Source organism: Microcoleus sp. Pol10D4, assembly GCF_036701555.1.
In the GTDB taxonomy this organism is placed as follows: domain Bacteria; phylum Cyanobacteriota; class Cyanobacteriia; order Cyanobacteriales; family Microcoleaceae; genus Microcoleus.
On record NZ_JAUBRA010000021.1, the window covers coordinates 15,981 to 34,003 of the forward strand.

General features: G+C 45.8%; 19 protein-coding genes. 6 read left to right on the top strand and 13 right to left on the bottom strand.

Going from position 1 to position 18,023, the window contains the following annotated elements; translation table 11 throughout:
• Window positions 1–57: 57 nt before the first annotated feature.
• The 5 genes from QUA36_RS13025 to QUA36_RS13045 form a co-directional block, all read right to left on the bottom strand.
• On the bottom strand, window positions 58–249 hold the full coding sequence (locus tag QUA36_RS13025; protein ID WP_333058460.1) for a translation initiation factor IF-2: 192 nt from the start codon (window positions 247–249) through the stop codon (window positions 58–60).
• 384 nt (window positions 250–633) lie between these two features.
• Window positions 634–1,584 (bottom strand): acetyl-CoA carboxylase, carboxyltransferase subunit beta, encoded by a 951-nt coding sequence (accD, locus tag QUA36_RS13030; RefSeq protein ID WP_333457862.1) that lies wholly within the window; start codon window positions 1,582–1,584, stop codon window positions 634–636.
• Window positions 1,585–1,751: 167 nt separating this feature from the next.
• On the bottom strand, window positions 1,752–1,967 hold the full coding sequence (locus QUA36_RS13035) for a hypothetical protein (protein ID WP_333102041.1): 216 nt from the start codon (window positions 1,965–1,967) through the stop codon (window positions 1,752–1,754).
• A gap of 61 nt (window positions 1,968–2,028) precedes the next feature.
• Window positions 2,029–2,859 carry a prepilin peptidase gene (locus QUA36_RS13040; RefSeq protein ID WP_333457864.1) on the bottom strand — a complete coding sequence of 277 codons (831 nt, stop codon included), beginning with the start codon at window positions 2,857–2,859 and terminating at the stop codon, window positions 2,029–2,031.
• A gap of 312 nt (window positions 2,860–3,171) precedes the next feature.
• The gene (locus QUA36_RS13045; protein ID WP_333162182.1) at window positions 3,172–3,432 is read right to left on the bottom strand and encodes a hypothetical protein; all 261 of its coding nucleotides are present in this window, start codon (window positions 3,430–3,432) and stop codon (window positions 3,172–3,174) included.
• A gap of 89 nt (window positions 3,433–3,521) precedes the next feature.
• Between QUA36_RS13045 and QUA36_RS13050 the strand changes: the two genes are divergently transcribed.
• Complete coding sequence (locus QUA36_RS13050) at window positions 3,522–5,099, top strand: adenylate/guanylate cyclase domain-containing protein (RefSeq protein ID WP_333457866.1); 1,578 nt, start codon at window positions 3,522–3,524, stop codon at window positions 5,097–5,099.
• A 243-nt stretch (window positions 5,100–5,342) separates the two neighbouring features.
• Here the strand turns inward: QUA36_RS13050 and QUA36_RS13055 are convergent, their stop codons facing one another.
• From QUA36_RS13055 to QUA36_RS13070, 4 genes are all read right to left on the bottom strand, one after another.
• A complete protein-coding gene (locus QUA36_RS13055; RefSeq protein ID WP_333457868.1) occupies window positions 5,343–5,852 on the bottom strand; it encodes an N-acetyltransferase in 510 nt (169 codons plus the stop codon).
• A 233-nt stretch (window positions 5,853–6,085) separates the two neighbouring features.
• Complete coding sequence (locus QUA36_RS13060) at window positions 6,086–7,150, bottom strand: tetratricopeptide repeat protein (RefSeq protein ID WP_333454376.1); 1,065 nt, start codon at window positions 7,148–7,150, stop codon at window positions 6,086–6,088.
• 81 nt (window positions 7,151–7,231) lie between these two features.
• Window positions 7,232–7,516 (bottom strand): hypothetical protein, encoded by a 285-nt coding sequence (locus QUA36_RS13065; RefSeq protein ID WP_333457870.1) that lies wholly within the window; start codon window positions 7,514–7,516, stop codon window positions 7,232–7,234.
• Window positions 7,517–7,607: 91 nt separating this feature from the next.
• On the bottom strand, window positions 7,608–7,901 hold the full coding sequence (locus tag QUA36_RS13070) for a hypothetical protein (protein WP_333457871.1): 294 nt from the start codon (window positions 7,899–7,901) through the stop codon (window positions 7,608–7,610).
• A gap of 261 nt (window positions 7,902–8,162) precedes the next feature.
• On the opposite strand from QUA36_RS13070, the gene QUA36_RS13075 reads away from it, so the two are divergent.
• Entirely contained in the window at window positions 8,163–9,095 is a 933-nt protein-coding gene (locus QUA36_RS13075) for a LysR family transcriptional regulator (RefSeq protein WP_333457873.1), read from the top strand.
• Window positions 9,096–9,248: 153 nt separating this feature from the next.
• On the opposite strand, the gene QUA36_RS13080 is transcribed toward QUA36_RS13075, so the two are convergent.
• From QUA36_RS13080 to ispD, 3 genes are all read right to left on the bottom strand, one after another.
• Window positions 9,249–9,572 (bottom strand): hypothetical protein, encoded by a 324-nt coding sequence (locus QUA36_RS13080; RefSeq protein ID WP_333457875.1) that lies wholly within the window; start codon window positions 9,570–9,572, stop codon window positions 9,249–9,251.
• Window positions 9,573–9,577: 5 nt separating this feature from the next.
• Entirely contained in the window at window positions 9,578–10,240 is a 663-nt protein-coding gene (locus QUA36_RS13085; protein ID WP_333457877.1) for a Uma2 family endonuclease, read from the bottom strand.
• A 132-nt stretch (window positions 10,241–10,372) separates the two neighbouring features.
• A complete protein-coding gene (gene ispD, locus QUA36_RS13090) occupies window positions 10,373–11,065 on the bottom strand; it encodes a 2-C-methyl-D-erythritol 4-phosphate cytidylyltransferase (RefSeq protein WP_333457879.1) in 693 nt (230 codons plus the stop codon).
• A gap of 172 nt (window positions 11,066–11,237) precedes the next feature.
• On the opposite strand from ispD, the gene QUA36_RS13095 reads away from it, so the two are divergent.
• The gene (locus QUA36_RS13095; RefSeq protein WP_333457947.1) at window positions 11,238–12,200 is read left to right on the top strand and encodes a glycosyltransferase family 9 protein; all 963 of its coding nucleotides are present in this window, start codon (window positions 11,238–11,240) and stop codon (window positions 12,198–12,200) included.
• 102 nt (window positions 12,201–12,302) lie between these two features.
• On the opposite strand, the gene QUA36_RS13100 is transcribed toward QUA36_RS13095, so the two are convergent.
• A complete protein-coding gene (locus QUA36_RS13100; RefSeq protein ID WP_333457880.1) occupies window positions 12,303–12,665 on the bottom strand; it encodes a TRADD-N-associated membrane domain-containing protein in 363 nt (120 codons plus the stop codon).
• Between the two features lie 149 nt (window positions 12,666–12,814).
• Between QUA36_RS13100 and QUA36_RS13105 the strand changes: the two genes are divergently transcribed.
• Genes QUA36_RS13105 through QUA36_RS13115 form a run of 3 tightly spaced genes read left to right on the top strand, consistent with a single transcriptional unit; the run spans window position 12,815 to window position 17,854 of the window.
• Entirely contained in the window at window positions 12,815–14,257 is a 1,443-nt protein-coding gene (locus QUA36_RS13105) for a transcriptional regulator (RefSeq protein WP_333457882.1), read from the top strand.
• Window position 14,258: 1 nt separating this feature from the next.
• Entirely contained in the window at window positions 14,259–16,733 is a 2,475-nt protein-coding gene (locus QUA36_RS13110; protein ID WP_333457884.1) for a WD40 repeat domain-containing protein, read from the top strand.
• Window positions 16,730–17,854: an ATP-binding protein gene (locus QUA36_RS13115; protein ID WP_333457886.1), complete on the top strand. Its 1,125-nt coding sequence runs from the start codon at window positions 16,730–16,732 to the stop codon at window positions 17,852–17,854. Before QUA36_RS13110 ends, QUA36_RS13115 begins: the two co-directional genes overlap by 4 nt.
• Window positions 17,855–18,023: the final 169 nt, after the last annotated feature.

Consider the following 18,023-nt stretch of genomic DNA (forward strand, 5'->3'; position numbering starts at 1 on the left):
CAACAACTAGCCAAAGTTTGTGCAGCCATACCTTTAAAGGTAGAGGAATTTTGCGATCTAATCTGCAAGAAGTTTTGAGTCGCGCCTTTTTTCGAGAGTGGACATAATTGCCTTAACATCCTCCAAAGCCAAACGGGTTTGAGGGTGCTTGTAGGCAATTTCCAACTCATCGCACAAGCGGATAACTTCTTCAACAGGGACGTTGAAGTCCTCTGCTATTTCTGCGATGGACAGGTCTGCAAAACCCATAATTTTTAGGTCGCTGACAGGTCAAAATTGAGTTGACGGCTATTAACTGAAAGCCGGACAATTTTAGAAAGCGCTGTTAGCTTGTTCTGTTAGTTTGTTCTGAGATTTTGTTTGATCTATCGCAAGCTAACTAACCGCTAACTGCGACTAGGCATTTTTGCCCAGCCTAACTTCAGGGCCAATCAACTTCTGATCAATATCATCCCACTGCTGCGTCGTTATTACCAATAGCACTTGCGCGGGCGGGGTTCAAAACCCGGTGTCTGCGTGAACGTCTCGTTACCAAACTCAATATTTTGGGTAGAAGCCGGGTTTTTCGTAATTCCTCAGAAATTTCCCTCTGTGCCCCAGACTCACCAATAGACAATCATCCGGCGGTGCTGCTTAGGGAGACAGCTTGAAAGCGTGAGTCTGCGGGGGCAGAGCGTGGCCCTCGCTGCCATCAAGGGCGGAGAATTCCGAGCCAGCCAAGAACGGCTGGGGCTGGTGCAGACTGATGAGCTGACCGAGAGTTTTCTTTAATTGAGTCCGAGGTACGATCAAGTCTACAAAACCGTGGGCGAAGGAGTATTCGGAAGTTTGATAATTTTCCGGCAGCTTTTCCCGCAGAGTTTGCTCGATTACCCGGCCGCCCGTAAAGGCCACAGTAGCTTTTGGCTCTGCAATTATAATGTCTCCCAGCATGGCAAAACTGGCGGTGACGCCGCCGGTGGTCGGGTGGGTCAAAATTGGGATGTAAAGCAGTCTCGCTTCCCGGTGGCGTTCCAGAGCGCCGGAAATTTTAGCCATTTGCATCAAGCTGAGCATTCCTTCTTGCATTCTCGCACCGCCAGAAGCGCAGACAATGATCACGGACAAGCGTTCCCGCGTGGCGTGTTCGATGAGGCGAGTTAGCTTTTCTCCGACAACTGAGCCCATGCTGCCGCCGATGAACTGAAATTCCATGACTCCGAGGGCGACGGGCAAATTTTCGAGTTTGCCGATGCCTGTTTCTACGGCGTCTAGGTGGCCTGTTTTTTCTTGAAATTCTCGGAGTCGATCGCTATATTTTTTTCGATCGCGAAATTTCAGGGGATCGGTGGCGTGCAGTCCTTCGTTAATGGGTACCCAGGTATTGGGATCGATCAACTGTTCGATGCGATCGTCACTGTAAACTCTGATATGATGCCCGCATTCCAAGCAAACCATTTGATTTGCTCGCAGGTCTTTGGTATAACTCAGGGCATCGCAAGCTTCGCATTTATTCCAAAGCCCGTCCGCAATTTCTCGTTCCGGCCGTTCTTGGGAGTTCGGTACTGATTTTCGTCGATTTGCAAACCAATCAAATAGAGACATTAAAACTTGGTAATTGTTAACTGTTGACTGTTGACTGTTGACTGTTGGCTGTTGACTGTTGGCTGTTGGCTGTTGGCTGTTTTTATTTGTGAGTTGTTAGCTGCTACCAATAACTAATAACTAATAACCAATAACCCATAACAACAGACAATAAACAACAGACTTGACTACTGACTATTGTCCTCTTCAACTGGACTGATGAGGAGCCATGCTGTTCGCTGGTGTTGTGGAAGAACTTGCAGGGCTGTAGCACTTCCAGCCCCGAAATAAGATGCTATGCCCAAGTCTACAATCCGGGCCGGGATTTCATGAGCAGCTAGGAGCTGCTGCATTAATTCCGCTTCCCAACGAAAGCTAGTAGTTGTAAGTGTAATCCAAGACACGGAACAATTTTACCAATTTTTGAGACAATATTATGTTCGATCGCGCCTGACTACCTGCCGATCAGAAACTAAAATTCGGGAAAAACAACTGGAAGTAACTAGATAAGATCGCTTCGCCCCACAGAGCAGTAATTGCTGCACCGAGAGCCAGAAACGGCCCGAAAGGCATGGGTTGACGCCGATCGAGTAACCCGATAGCGATCGCCCCGCCACCTGCAAAAGCTCCGGCTACACAGGCAATAAATCCCGCTAGCAGCAAGTATTTCCAGCCCAGCCAAGCTCCCATCAAGGCCGCCAATTTGGTATCTCCGGCCCCCATAGCATTCTGCCCCAGTCCGATCGTCCCGGCGAGTCCGATCGCATCAAACAGCCACAACCCGACAACTGCTCCGGCGATCCCATCGAGTACCAGATAGTTTACCGAGTCGATCAAACTAAATGTCGGCCACCAACCTTTCGCCACCTGGAAAACCAATCCGAGCACCAAACCCGATCGAGTTAAAGAATTAGGCAAAGTCATTGTATCGCAATCAATCAAAGACAAAGCTAACAGCCAGCTAAACAAAGCCCAAAAACCAAGAGTTTGCACTGTTACGCCAAACCGCCAGAAGATCAGCAAAAATAGCAAACCCGTAGCTGCTTCCACCAGCGGATAGCGGGCAGAAATGCGACTGTGGCAGTGATTGCAGCGTCCCCGCAGCCACAGCCAACCGAAAACGGGTATATTTTCGTAATTTCTGAGTTGATTTAAACATTTGGGACAGCGAGAAGGAGGGTGGATCACCGACAAACCGGCAGGCAACCGATAGACTACCACATTTAGAAAGCTGCCAATAGCCGCTCCGAAAATAAAGACGATCGCCGTGACAAGGGAATTAAAGATTATTTCCATTAAGTTGTCTTTTGACTGTTGACTGTTGACTGTTGACTGTTGACTGTTGACTGTTGTCTGTTGACTGTTGTCTGCTGACTGTTGTCTGTTGACTGTGGTTATTTATTAATTGTTAGATTGTTCTCCGTCAATTACCAATAAGGTTTGTAGTAGGGACTTTAGTCAAAAGTCAAATTCTGAGGACTAAAGTTCTCACCACAAACCTATTTTTTGACACTCGTTCGAGCAAACATAAATATTAGTTGTCAATGCCCAATGCCCAATGCCCAATGCCCAATGCCCAATGCCCAATGCCCAATGCCCAATTACCAATTAATACATTTGAGATTCAATTTCGTCAAAAGTAACAAAACGTTCACCGGGCAATAAAATTGGCTGCGAAGCAAAAATTACCTGGCCTCGATCGCTTCCTTGACTGACAACTACACCGGCCGGACGCTGCATCTGCTCGGAATGCACTTTCAGATACATACCATAGGCCGATCGAGCAGCTCGGATCAAATCGGGAGCTAGCAAGCTGTGACGAACGGAAGTTTCTCTCGTGGGTTCTGGGTTTGGTTGGTATGGGTTCACTGGAAACTTATCATAATGGTATTAAGTCGAGCTATTGGTGTTGCCTCTAGAGCGATCGAACTTACCTTATTTTTTAAGAATAAACTTAGGTGGAAATTATTAATAGATTAACCTACAATCCTCCCTTGGCTGCGATCGAACTGCGACTGCGATCGCTCCTTTCCGCCCAACTGTACGCTGCTGCGTGGGTAGATCCGTCCCCCGCAACGCTAATGGGGGTTTTCGATCACCTGCGAACTCTGCGCTACATCCTCCACGACTACGTACCCAGGACAGTGTCCGAATCTCCGCCCAGCCCCGGCGAGGTGCGCTACCAGTGGCAAACAGGCACCTTGCTGTTCACCGATTTGGAAGGGTTTACCTCGCTGTTGGAAGCGAACGCGGCCCAGGGGCGCAAGGGAGCTGAAACGCTGCTGGGCGTGATTAACGACTATTTTGCCTCGATGATTGAAATTGTTAGCAAATCGGGCGGGGATTTGCTGGAGTTTACCGGAGATGCGATGCTGGTGCAGTTTCTGTCAGGAATTTACCAAGAGGATACAGCGAGGGCGGTGCGGGCGGGTTTGCGGATGCAGCGGGCGATGGCTCAATTTGCCAATATTGAAACGGCGCGGGGTGTTTTGTCTTTGAGGATGCGGGTGGGTATCCACTGCGGCCGCTATATTAGTGCTGACATCGGTACGCCGCTGCGGATGGCTCACGTACTGCTGGGGCATTCAGTCCAGCAAGCCAAGCAAGCTGAGGGTTCTGGGACTGTGGGGCGGGTGTGTGTGACTGAAACTGCTAGAGAGTCTTTGGGACAACAATTTCGTTTTGAAGTTGGGAAACCGGGTTATTTTTTGGTGGCGGATGATTTCACGGACGATCGACTCGGAGAGTATGATATCACTTTGACTGGGCGGCGGATGCCGAGTTCGGTATTGCTCGATCGCAGCGTTGCGGGCTTGGTAAAAGAAATCGGGGAAGCTGTGAAGCGGCTTGAACCCCTTGCTAGTTATATTCCCAAAACTATCCTGAGACTGCTGGTGGAAAATGCAGACAGGCGGAAAATACCACCGGATTTTCCTGAACCGACGGTGATGTTTGTCAACTTGATTGGTTTACCGGAGTCTGTGGAGAAAGCTTCGCCGGAGGAAGAAGTCAATCTGGTAGTGGGTTTTTCTCGGGTGTTTGCGTCGATCGATGCTGTAGTCTCAGCTAAAGGGGGCGTGTTGCAGAAAGTAACGGCGCACTTAGACGGTTCGGATATGCTGATTTATTTTGGCGTGCCCGACGCTCACACTGATGACGCCAGCCGCGCAGCTAGTGCGGCGATTGCGATCCGAGATATGATTGCAGGTTTGCCTCTGGTAATTATCGCGGGTGAAGAAGTAAAAGTAAGTTGTCAAATTGGGCTATCCCTGGGGCCGGTGTTTGCTGCTGAGGTTGGGGAACCGCGAGGGCGCAGGGAGTTTAATATCCTCGGCGATACGGTGAATACGGCGGCTCGGTTGATGAGCAAGGCGGGGGAAAACCAAATTTTGATTGGTGAAAGGGTGTTTGAGTCGATCGAGCTAAACTTCATTTGCGAGGCTTTGGGAGCTGTTTCTCTGAAGGGGAAATCTGCTCAAACTCCGATTTTTGCTTTGCAAGGTGCAAAAGGGGAGAAGGGAAAAGCGGGCGTTTAAATAACTTTGCTGGACAATAGTTGTACAGTTTTTATGCTTCACAAAGGCAAGTACAGCACAACCGCTTTCCACTGTGACTACTAAATGTTATTTTTATAATTCTTTACGATACATCACAATAAAAACCGCCACTTCGTCAGATCAGTTCCGGTTGCATCGGAATGATTGAACCGCAGAGAACGCAGAGAATGCAGAGGGAGATCAGAGAGAGATGAATAATTCCGATGAAGGGCGGAATTAATATTACTCGCATAGACTAAACTCCGATCGATACTTCACCGTTCCGCTGCAATCCTGCAAGGCTCCACTTTCTAACTCCAACACCATAAACGCTTCATCGGGCACATCATATTCACATTTTAAACTCTTTCTACTAGCAGGAATAAACCCAAAACGCGGATAAAAATCTGGATGACCAAGCACAACTACTGCCTGAACTCCCGATCGCCCGCACTCTTTTAAACCTTCCTGAATCAGCAGCGTTCCTATACCTTGCCGCTGATATTCGGGAAGAACTGCGACTGGGGCCAACCCCTGAATCGACAAATTCCTAGAACATTTTCCTTCGACGACAACCGGACTGAAGAAAATGTGTCCGACAATGCGATCGGATTGTACCGCAACGAAGGAAAATGTAGATGCAATTCCCCGCAATCGATCGACTAGATTTGCCTCATTTTGCCGCCCGAATGCCGCAATATTAATGTTGCGAACAGCTTCTAAATCTTCTAGTTTTTCGATACGGATATCCATAGCTTAGATTAAGTGTTGTGCAGCCGCTCTGGCAGACGAATTACTACAGAAACTGTTTCTATCTTGCAAGCGCCATATTAATCAAATTATAGCGCCCCTGAAGCCTTTTTCGTCTTTTTGAGTTATATATTTTTGGCAAGTAATTATACAACGACTTGCAGATGAATGCAAAATCGTCGCCAAAGTCGATCGCTTCCAATCTTCACGCCCGATGCGGAACCGCTTAACTCTCCTTATTGCGGTACAAGCTGACTTGAAGACAATCGCTTAATGCCCTCCATCGCTGTAGTTTCTCCGGCTTTGTCACCGCCCTCACGGGCAATTTTTAAAGCTCCCTCGTAGGATTCGAGAGCTTCAGCATATTGACCTAGACTTTCATGAATTGCGCCCATATTGTTGAGCAAGCGTCCGATACTTGTCTTGTCGCCGATTGCTTCTAACATCGGTATTGCTTGCTGAAAATAGATCAGCGCTTGAGTATCTTTGCCGAGTTTGCGGGAGGTAAGTGCCATGTTATTGAGGAGGCGGCCGACGCCAGCCCTGTCTCCGATTTCCCGGCGAATTGCTAAAGCTTGGTGGTAAAATTCCATCGCTCTATTAAAGTCGCCGATGTTGTAGTAGACGCCGCCCATGTTATTGAGGGTACGACCTAAATCGCGCTGATCGCCGACAGCCGTGCGAATCGTCCGCGCTTGCTGATAAAATTCGATCGCCTTGGCGTAATCTGCCTGTTCTGCGTACACGGCCGCGATGTTGTGGAGGGATTCTCCAATTTCAATTTGGTCGTCGGTAGTTTTGGCAAGTTCCAAAGCTTCTTGGTGCAGTTTCATCGCTTCGGAAAAATTGTCCCCAGTCCGGTTGACGAAACCTATGAGATTGAGAGTGCGCGCGATACGACGCCCTCCGCTGATTTCTCGGTGAATGACTAAAGCTTGCCGCAAAACTTCCAAAGCTTCGGGTCTCAAACCCATTTCGCCATAAACTTCCCCCATATTATTGAGGGTTTCTCCGATTCCCGCTTGGTCGCCTAGTTGCTTGCGAATTGCCAGAACTTGCTCAAAAGTTTCGATTGCTTCTCGAAACAAACCCTCGCGGTGCTGTTTTACTCCTGTTTCAAAGAGTTCGTCTGCTTGCGTTTTGGGGTCAGTTGCCTGAGCGTGGTCGCTCGTTTGGACGCCCCTCGCATTTATAATTGGGGCATAAGCCCGGGCGTCTGAAATTGCTAGCAAGGTGAGTGCGGGCGATAAGAGAATACTTATAGCTGCGAGATAGCGGAAGTGGTAAGAGCGGCTGTACACCGATCGAGTCCTCCAATAGCCAAGTTATACCTATTAAGATAGAGCTTTTTGGGGTGTTCCTGCCAAATTTTTTCTCAATCTCTAGGTTCTGACTGGGTTTTTGTCTTGCCAGACTGCCATAATCAGCGGCATATTGTTGAGAGCGGATATGAGAGCAAAGTTTTTGCTGGGTGGAAGCGATGCTTGTTCAGAGCTTTGTAAGATGATGTCCTGTTGGTCAAGCGTGATCCAAGCAATTCCTGACAAAACTTGAATTTCTCGATGAGTTTGAGGCAATCTGTATACCTCGTTTTCCATCAGAATAATGCGGTCCTCTTCGAGAGCTCCGCTAACAGGCGCTGCACATTCGCAAGATATTTGAAGCATAGCATCTCCTACTTTGTAATTGGTAATTGCTAATTGGTAATTGCTAATTGAGGACTGTATTTCACTTTTTTTCCACGCAACCCAAACACTACTATTGGCAATAACGCCGATCGAGCCAAGCGCGCATTTCATCATCCGTCGCCACGCAGGTAGAACGACCAGTCGCCCGATCGCAACCGTGCCACCAAGTGTTACCATAGCGATCGCACGTCTGCCAAATTCTCAGTTCGTCCTGACCAGAAATGAGGTAGAGCAAAAACTGCCCAATTTGATTTATAGCTGAAAAGAGAGATTGCCCTTTCTGTTTTTCGGATGGTTTAGCTCGATCGGCTATCCAAAAAAACCTCATTATTCGGGGATTTATCCGACTTTTGTAAGTAGACATAGCCAACACCTTAAAGTGATAACTCCTACACAAACTGCACTAATAAAATTACAAAAAATAGCTTTTAACTGCAATAATTTCATCGCAATTACAGCACAATATGGTTGTCGTGCAATTTCTGTAAAAGTCTATCTGTTACCTGATAAATTAACCTTAACTCTCAGGCAATTGACAATCAAAGCATTACTTGCATAGGTTGTATGAATAAAATCGATATATCGAAGCCCTTGTGACAATTTGGGTACTACTGGCACAAACGCTATGAACGAAATCAATACGCGGCGGATGAAACTCTCTCAGATTCAAGCTTTGATAGCTGTAGCAGACTGTGAAAACTTTAGCGAGGCGGCTTTGCAATTGGAACTGTCCCAATCCGCCATCAGCCACGCCATCGCCTCTTTAGAAACAGAATTGGGAGTGCAATTGTTCCACCGAGGGCGACACGGTGCTCAACTGACGCCGGTGGGGGAAAGGGTAGTGAGTCACGGGCGTCAAATAGCCTGCGCCTTAGAAATGATGGTCAAAGAAGCGGATTTAGAAAAAGGTTTGCAGGGAGGCCAGGTACGGATAGTTACTTTTCGGAGTGTTGCAACTCATATCCTACCGGGTATTATTGCTAAATTTCGCAGTTGCTTTCCCAAAATTACGGTTAGCATTACCGAAGTTTATTATACCCAAGCTGTGGAAGAGGCTTTGCGATCGGGCAAAGCAGACATTGGTTTTGTTTCCCTTCCCATCTCCGATGAATTTGAAACTAGAGAAATTTTGCGGGATAAATATGTTGTATTGCTGCCGCCAACTGCCAAATTGTCAAGTGATAAGATTACCTGGAAAGAATTAGCGGCTTATCCGTTGATTTTGCAGCCGGTCGAAAATTCTTGTTCTGTACCGCTGCGAAAATATTTGACAACTTCGGGGTTTCCCTTAAATATTGCTTACGAACTCAGCGAAGATTCAACTATTGTCAGTATGGTGATGCAAGGTTTGGGTACAGCAATTCTGCCGCGTTTGGCTGCGGAACCGATACCTACTTCGGTGAAAGTTTGCAGTTTACCGGCGGATTTTGAAAGGGTAATTGGGGTGGCTGTTTTGAGGGATGGGTTGTTGATTCCGGCCGTGTTTGCGTTTTTGGATTTAGTTAAAAGTGCGATAGAGGTTGATAGTGAGGGCGAGTTTCCGATTAATCCTTCATGAGAAACCTCAGTCAGTTGTTATTGGTTATTGGTTAGAGTTGGATTTTGTTACCGTAGATGAACACAGATGAACGCGGATGGGATTTTATCTGCGTATATCTGCGTTCACCTGCAGTTAAAAAATCTCGCATAAAATAGTACGATTGCTGATTGCCTATTTCATGCGTTTTGCAACAAGACTAGAACTGTCGCCTTGGTGCAATTTGATTCGACCATCTACCGAGTTTTTATCCTTTAATTTGAGCCAACCGCTACCAGATGCAGGATCGTTCTCATCATTACCGTCCCATGTAAACTCAAATCGCTGATCCTTTCCATCTTTTACGACTTCGCCGTCAATTTCACCTGATACTAAACCGAATTGAAATTCTCCTGAACCTGTTTCATCAATCTCGATATAGGCTTCAACTTCCATGTCCAAATAATCACTATCCCACATTGCCATCTCTGTGATCCGCCATGTACCGCTATATTCCATTGCTTTTATCCTCCACTTGTATTAATATTCGTCATCTCTCTCACCCAGTTGCGGAAATTCACCTCCGCTTCTACTTCATCTACCTGCGCTGCGGCTAAAAATTCGTAGAGCTTGGACTTGGGAAGTATCGCAAAAGTGGGGCTGACCGATACTTCCAAATACTCATCATTCTCTAGCTTATAAATTCGCCATTCTCTACCATTGTAACGCCAAAATTCCGGTACTCCCATACTGGCATAGAGAGCTGGCTTGTTAATATCGGTATGGGTGATATCTATTTCTACGACTAAATCGGGTGGCGGATCTGTTGCTAAATCTACTGTACGACCGGCTACGAGGGGCTGATTTTGGATGTAATAGGCATTATCTGGTTCTGCACCGCGCTCTAAGTCCGATCGATCGAGGGTTGTCGAACCCATTGTTTTGATTTTTAAACCTAACTCTACAGCCAAAATAATAATCAGTCGTTCGATTAAGCGTGCCGAAAATTCGTGTTCTTCTAAAGGCATGGTAATTTCTAAAATCCCTCGGTCGAATATCAATGTAGCCGCTCGTTTATCGCCCAAAATCTGTAGCAGTTGTTGATAACCCTGCCAAGTAATATTTCTAAACACCACTCGCTGTTCGCCTATGGGTAACGGTGGTGCGATCGGCGCAACAGAAATCATATTTTTTACTTCCCGCTATGAGATTTCTAAGATAACATAAGGAACAGGCAAGATGCCTGTTCCACAAATAACAAATTATTGATTGTGGAAGGAACGGGCATCTTGCTCGTTCTTAAAAATAGTCAACAAATTCTATTTACTCTGCTCTGTTCTCTGCCGCAAAATAAATTCCGCTAGTGCTAAATCAACGGGCGTTGTGACTTTCAAATTCGTCTCTTCTCCCTCCACAATTTGCACTGGTAAACCGCATTTTTCAAACAAAGCTGCATCGTCGGTAACTTCCCAACCTTTTTGTCGCCCTTCTTCGTGACACTGCTTTAACAATTTCACTTCAAATCCTTGGGGAGTCTGGGCTGCCCACAAATTGCTTCTGTCTGGGGTGTCTCGCACGATCCGACGCTCATCTACCACCTTAATCGTATCCTTGACCGGGACGGCGACAATCAAGCCCGGACAGCCCAACAGAGCCTCTGCAGATCGATCGAACAATTCAGGAGTTGCCAAACACCTCGCGCCGTCGTGAATCAACACTCGATCGCCCGACGGAGGCAAAGCCTGCAAACCGTTGTAAACTGACTCTTGCCTGGTGGCGCCTCCTTTAATCAGTTCCACGGGCTTGACCAAAGATAAATCGCTCAGAATTGCTTTAAAATCAGGAAAATCGTCTGGCTGGCCCATGATGCCAATCCAGCTAATGTGCTGCGAAGCTTCAGCAGCAGCCAAAGTCCAACTCAGCAAAGGTTTTCCCAGCAAAGTCAGCAGCAGTTTGTTCCGCTGACTCCCCATCCGTCGCCCCGAACCCGCTGCAGGAATTAATAAGTGCATTTACTAACCGTTTTTAACCCAACTAGATATATATAATAAGAGCGTCCTGTACTTTTGAGTCAGTTGTTTAGCTGTCAGCCAGTAGCTTTTAAGGTCTAGAAATACTATAAGCTGATAGTTGAGAGCCGATCTCTGAGAGCTACCTCGATCAATAATAGCCCGATCGTTTATGATGCGAATACTAGCACTTGTCCCTGGCGGGATTGGCGACCAAATTTTATTTTTCCCCACTCTTGATGACCTCAAGCAGTCTTATCCCGACGCGCAAATTGATGTCATCGTGGAACCGAGGGCGAAGGGTGCTTACCGAGTCTGCAAATCCGTCAAAGAAGTCTTGACGTACAATTTCAAAGACCGCAACGCTATGGCAGATTTGGGCAATTTACTGGGCGTAATTCGCGATCGCGAATACGAAGCAGTGATTTCCCTAGGCCAGCGGTGGACTGTAGGGCTGCTGCTGTGGCTGACCGGCATTCCGCAGAGAGTTGGCTATTCGGGAACCAACGGTGCTCGATTTCTCACCGCTGCAGTACCGCTGAAAACTGAACAGTATGCCGCTTCAATGTACCATGATTTGCTGCAAGGATTTAACATTACAAATCCTTGTCCGGCGATCGCAATTAATGTACCAAAACAGGACATTCAGTGGGCGGAAGCCGAACAGCAGCGGTTGGGCGTAAAAGAAAGCGGTTACATTCTAATTCACGGCGGTTCCAGTCAATTAGCTGTGTCTAAAGGTATTGACAAAATTTACCCTACAGACAAGTGGAAGCAAATCATCGAAGACTGTCAGCAGCGGCAGCCGAATTTGCCTGTTGTTGTTGTGAAAGGCCCCGAAGATGCAGACTTCGTGACAAAGTTAGTCGAGTTATGTCCGAATGTAAAAGTTATCTCGCCGGATGATGTCGGCAAGTTGGCTGCCACCATTGCTGCTGCTAATTTGATGATATGTACTGACAGTGCGCCGATGCACTTAGCTGTGGCGGTTCAAACTTATACAATAGCTTTGTTCGGCCCGACTGAACCGGCGAAATTGCTGCCAAAGAGCGATCGATTTTTGGGCATTAAATCTCCTACTGGCAAAATGGCAGACATCTCTCCTCAAGAGGTTTTAAAGAAGGTTTGGGGCGGCTAAAAACTAGGATATCTAAGTCAGGACACGGCAGTGCCGTGTCCCTACAATTTAGGTGGTTCCCAGGCAGAGCCTGGGAACCCATATCTAGAGGCTCTGCCTCGCTTATCGGGGCTTCACAGGAGGCGCAGCCTGGGGACGAGGAATCATTTTCCGTAATTCCTCTTTCGCTCTTCGTTTTTCAACAAGCTCCATCATCTGCTGTAATTCCTTCTTTTTTTGGTTGGCAAACCGAGTGGCGGCAACAGTTGTCACTCCTCCCGCGGCAGTAGTGACAGCACCTTCCTGAACTTTATTAGCATAAACAAGTCCCACACCTGCAAAAGCAAGAATTGCCGATGTACCGATGACGGTAAGGGCGACATTGTAGCTTTGGCGAACTTGTCGCAGCCATTCTTCCAGTATTTCTGCTGTGATGTCGCTATAATCTTCATCAGGTTGCGAGTTGCCGAATAAGTTAAAATTCATTTGACTGACCTCTCTTGTTTATCAATAATTGCTTTTGTGTTCTGATCAAATCATTGCATGACTGTAATTGAGTGAAGTTGACCAGAGGTATAAACTTAGGTCTATTAGAGGTCGGTCTAATCAAAGTATAGTCAAGGTATAATTAAACTATGGATTGGCAAGAATTTCTTAAAGGCGAATCTGGGATACATGAGTTATCTCCCGAACAAACAGAAACATTATTATCAGCACTCTTATCTCCTGAAAAAGCACCGCTAAATCAGGCAAAGCTTCAAGTGAAGTTAAGCACATCAGATGATAATGTAAAAAAACGATTGGGAGAGATTTACAAGAAATTTTCAAATAGTTTTCCTGAACTTGCTAGCCAACAAGGTGCAGGTAAGTTGAGGACTCTGCATACTAAATTAAAACAAAAGTATTATCAACCATCACAACCAGTAGTTGCTACCCAAGCTTCTAACTCCTCTCCCTACCCAGAAGAATTTAGATCGTTAATAGAAGAAAAGATTAAAACCTTTTGCGGTCGCCGATTTGTTTTTGAAACTTTTCAGCAATTTATCACCGAAAATCCTTGCGGTTATTTTACAATCATCGGGGATGCGGGAATGGGCAAAAGTTCGATCGTTGCCAAATACGTCTCTGAACATAAATCTCCCTGCTATTTCAATATTCTCGTCGAACGTCGCAACAGACCAGAATTGTTTTTGAAGAGCATTCGCCGGCAATTAATTGACCGCTATCAATTGCCAAATTCAGAAGATGCCGATTTACCAACTTTACTGACAAAGGTGGCGGGAAAACTCACTTTGGGCGAACGTTTGGTAATTGCAGTTGATGCACTGGATGAAGTCGAACAAGAAGCGGGAGAAAATCTTTTACATTTACCGACCACTCTGCCAGATCGGGTTTATTTCTTGCTGACGAGGCGACCCTATAACCTCTGCAAAAAGCGGCTTTCCGTATCTCCGGGAGTTCTGGTAAAAGAGTTAGATTTAAGAGACAACAAGTATGTTACTTTTAATCAAGATGATATTAAAGAATATATTCGCTTTGCTCTCAATGCCGATTCTGATTATAAATATGGACTGAAAGACTGGATTCAAAACCGCAGCATTTCTGAGATAAATTTTGTCAAGCAAGTGGCAAATAAGAGCGAAAACAATTTTATGTATTTGCGGTATGTTTTGCCAGCAATTGCTAACGGCGATTACAATGACTTGAGTTTAAAACAACTGCCAGACGGGCTGCAAGAGTATTATCGAAACCATTGGGTGCGGATGGGGATGGAAGCTAAGCCAGGGCAATTGATGGAGATGGTCTTGTATATTTTACTAGAGATTGGCACGCCGATTCCCTGCGAGATGATTGCTGGAATTGCTGAAGTGGATGAATGCGAGGTGGCACAGGTTTTAGAAGATGAGTGGGTTGAGTATTTGAAAAAGCAGAATGTAGACGGAGAAATCTGCTACACCATCTATCATGCTAGTTTCCTTGACTTTCTGAAAGCAAAACGGGAGATGGATTCAAAGCGGAAGCTCTTTCGGGAAGTAAATCAACGGATTACTGAGTATTTAGAAAAGAGGATGGCGTGAGATGGGAGAATTTGCTGACAAGTTAGCAGCCGAAAAACTTTACTATCAACGTGCTTATCTGGGCAGCTTACTGCCAAATTATGTCAAGTCTGGAAATTTAGGAAAATATTATGAAAAGCTGACGGATTTTAACTTCCTAATTGCAAAGATTCAGCATCCTGAGTTTGGGGTGCAGGCACTGATTGATGATTTTAATTTAGTTGACGATTACGAAGCATTAAATCACTCAAAGTACAATCCAGAAAAAGTCAAAGTTCTGAACTTGATTCAATCGGTATTTTGGATGTCAGCCGATATTTTGGAGCGAGATAAGACGCAACTCGCAGAGCAATTGTGGGGGCGGTTGGTACACTTGAAGATACCAGAAATTCAAGCCATGCTGGAGGGAGCTAAGCATCAGAAAACAGTCCCTTGGTTGCGTCCTTTGACACCCTGTTTCACTCCCCCCGGCAGCGGAGTTCTGCGCACGCTTAAAGGTCACAGCGAATCGGTAAATGCAGTTGCCATCACTTCTGATGACAAGCGGGCAATTTCGGGTTCATCTGACAAAACCCTTAAAGTCTGGGATTTAACAACTGGAGAGGAACTATTTACTCTTAAAGGTCACCGCGACTCGGTAAATGCAGTAGCCGTCACTGCTGAGGGCAAGCGGGCGATTTCTCGTTCAAGAGACAACACCATTAAAGTTTGGGATTTAACCAATGAAAAGGAACTTTATACCTTCAACAGTTACAGCGACTCGGTAAATGCAGTAACCGTCACTAATGATGGCAAGCGGGCGATTTGTGCTTCAGAAGAAAACACCATTAAAGTTTGGGATTTAACAACTGGAAAGGAACTGTTTACTCTCAGAGGTCACACCAAATTGATAAAATCAGTAGCTGTCACTGCTGATGGCAAGCGGGCAATTTCTGGTTCATCTGACAAAACCATCAAAGTTTGGGATTTAACAACTGGAAATGAACTGTTTACTCTCACAGGTCACAAAAAACTGGTAACTGTAGTAGGCATAAGTGCTGATGGCAAGCGGGCAATTTCTGGTTCATCTGACAAAACCATCAAAGTTTGGGATTTAACAACCGGAAATGAACTGTTTACTCTCAAAGGTCACAAAAAATCGGTAACTGTAGTAGGCATAAGTGCTGATAGTAATCTGGGAATTTCTGGTTCATTGGATAGCACCCTCAAAGTCTGGAATTTAACAACTGGAAATGAACTGTTTACTCTCAAGGGTAACGAAAAATCGGTCAAAGTAATAACCATCACTGCTGATTGCAAGCGGGCAATTTCTGGTTCAGATGACAACACTTTCAAAGTCTGGGATTTAACAACTGGAAATGAACTTTTTACTATCACAAGCCACAGCGAATTGGTAAATGCAATAGCCGTCACTCCTGATGGCAAGCGGGCAATTTCTGGTTCAGATGACAACACTATCAAAGTCTGGAATTTAACAACTGGAAATGAACTGTTTACTCTCACAGGTCACAGCGAATCGGTAAACGCAGTAGCCGTGACTGCTGATGGCAAGCGGGCAATTTCTGGTTCAGATGACAACACTCTCAAAGTCTGGAATTTAACAACTGGAAATGAACTGTTTACTCTCACCAATCACAGCAATTATGTAACTGCTGTTGCGATTACTACTAATGGCGAAAAGGCGGTTTCTTGTTCCTCTGACAAAACCCTCAAAGTTTGGGATTTAACCACTGGAGAGGAACAATTTACTTTCAAAAGCAATTTGATAAAAGCGGTAGCCGTGACTGCTGATGGCAAACAGGTAATTTCTGGTTCGTGGGACAACAACCTCAAAGTCTGGGATTTAACAAATGGAAATGAACTGTTTACTCTCACAGGTCACAGCAACACGGTAAACGCAGTAGCCGTAACTGCTGATGGAAAACGGATAATTTCTGGTTCGTGGGACAAAACCATTAAAGTCTGGGATTTAACTACTGGAGAGCAACTGTTTACTCTCACAGGTCACAGCGGCTCGGTAAATGCAATTGCCGTCACTGCCGATAGTAAGCGGGTGATTTCTGGTTCGTGGGACAACACCCTTAAAGTCTGGGATTTAACAAATGGAAATGAACTGTTTACTCTCACAGGTCATAACAAATCAGTAAATGTAGTCACGGTCAGTGCTGATAGCAAGAGGGCAATTTCTGCTTCATATGATGATACCATCAAAGCTTGGGATTTAACCACTGGAGAGGAAGAGTTTAGTCTCAAAGGTTACAGCAACTCGGTAAATGCAGTCGCAGTCACTGCTGATGGCAAGAGGGTAATTTATGGTTCACATGACAATACCCTCAACGTCTGGGATTTGTTAAATGGAAATGTCATTGCCAGTTTCACAGGTGAAAGCCAGATAATTTGTTGCGCTATTGCACCCGATGGGCTGACAATTGTCGCAGGCGACGCATCCGGCCACGCCTATTTCCTGCGGCTAGAAGGGATGGAGGAACTAACATGAATTCCTCACCTCTGCCAACTCCGATCTCTACCGCTGCTTACCCAAAAGAATTTCAGCAACTCCTGCGAGAAAAAACCGAGAATTTTGCAGGCCGCAAGTTTGTTTTTTCTGCTATTTCCGACTTTCTGAACTCCCACAGCCGCGGTTATTTCACAATAGTCGGCACTCCCGGCTGCGGCAAAAGTTCCATCCTCGCCCAATATGTCAGGGCCCATCCTCGCAGTATCTATTACAACGCTGCAGTTGAGGGCAAAAATCGAGCTGAAGATTTTCTCCCTTCTGTCTGCACTCAACTGATTGACAAATACCTTGCCGCCAATGGGGAAACATCCGAAATCCTCAAGCTAAGATCTCAACTTCAAAATCTCGAATCCGATGATGGGAGTTGGTTTCTGTCTTTGTTGCTTCAGCAAATTAGCGATAAATTAGACGATCGCCAAAAGTTGATAATAGTCATTGATTCTGTAGACGCGATCGCCCGCACCAGTCAGCCTCCGAGCACAAATCTGTTTTATCTGCCGAGATATTTGGGCGATCGTACTTATTTTATCCTTGCCCGCCGCCCGTTTTTGAGAGAGAAATCCGGTTTGTTAATTGAAACCCCCTCTCAAACTCTCGATTTAAGAGATTATCCCGCCCAAAATCGGGAAGATGTCCTTAACTACATTCAGCAATACCTATCAACCGCACCGGATTTAACTCAACCCGAATTCTGCCAACAACTCGCCACTGTCAGCGAAAACAATTTCATGTATCTGAGTCAGATGTTACCTGCCATTAACAAGAATTCACACCTCGATGCTAATCTGGGAGAGTCCTCACTTGTCCCTGAACTTCCTCCCGGTTTAGCAGCGTATTATCAAAACCACTGGCTGCGGATGAGAGGTGAGGGTTTATCGGCGATCGAGTTGTCTGTGCTGAATGTTTTGGTACGAGCGACAGCAGGTTTGTCTGTAAGTGCGATATCCAATATAATTGATGAGGATGAATACGATGTTGAAAAAGTGTTAGACAATTGGATCGAGTTCTTAAATAAACAAGAAAATGGAGGAGAAATTTGCTATAGTTTGTATCATGATAGTTTCCGCGAATGGTTAGGCAAACAATCTATTTTAGAATGACGAGCGTACATAGATTTTCGCTGTGCCAGCCTATAGTCTTCCTTGTCCAGTCTTCCCGATCCCCCCTAACCCCCCTTAATAAGGGGGGGACAAGAGTAGTCAAAGTCCTAAGCGGAAAAAGAGGAGGACTGGAACACTCAAAGTCAACCCCTACTCCCCTTCTTAAGGG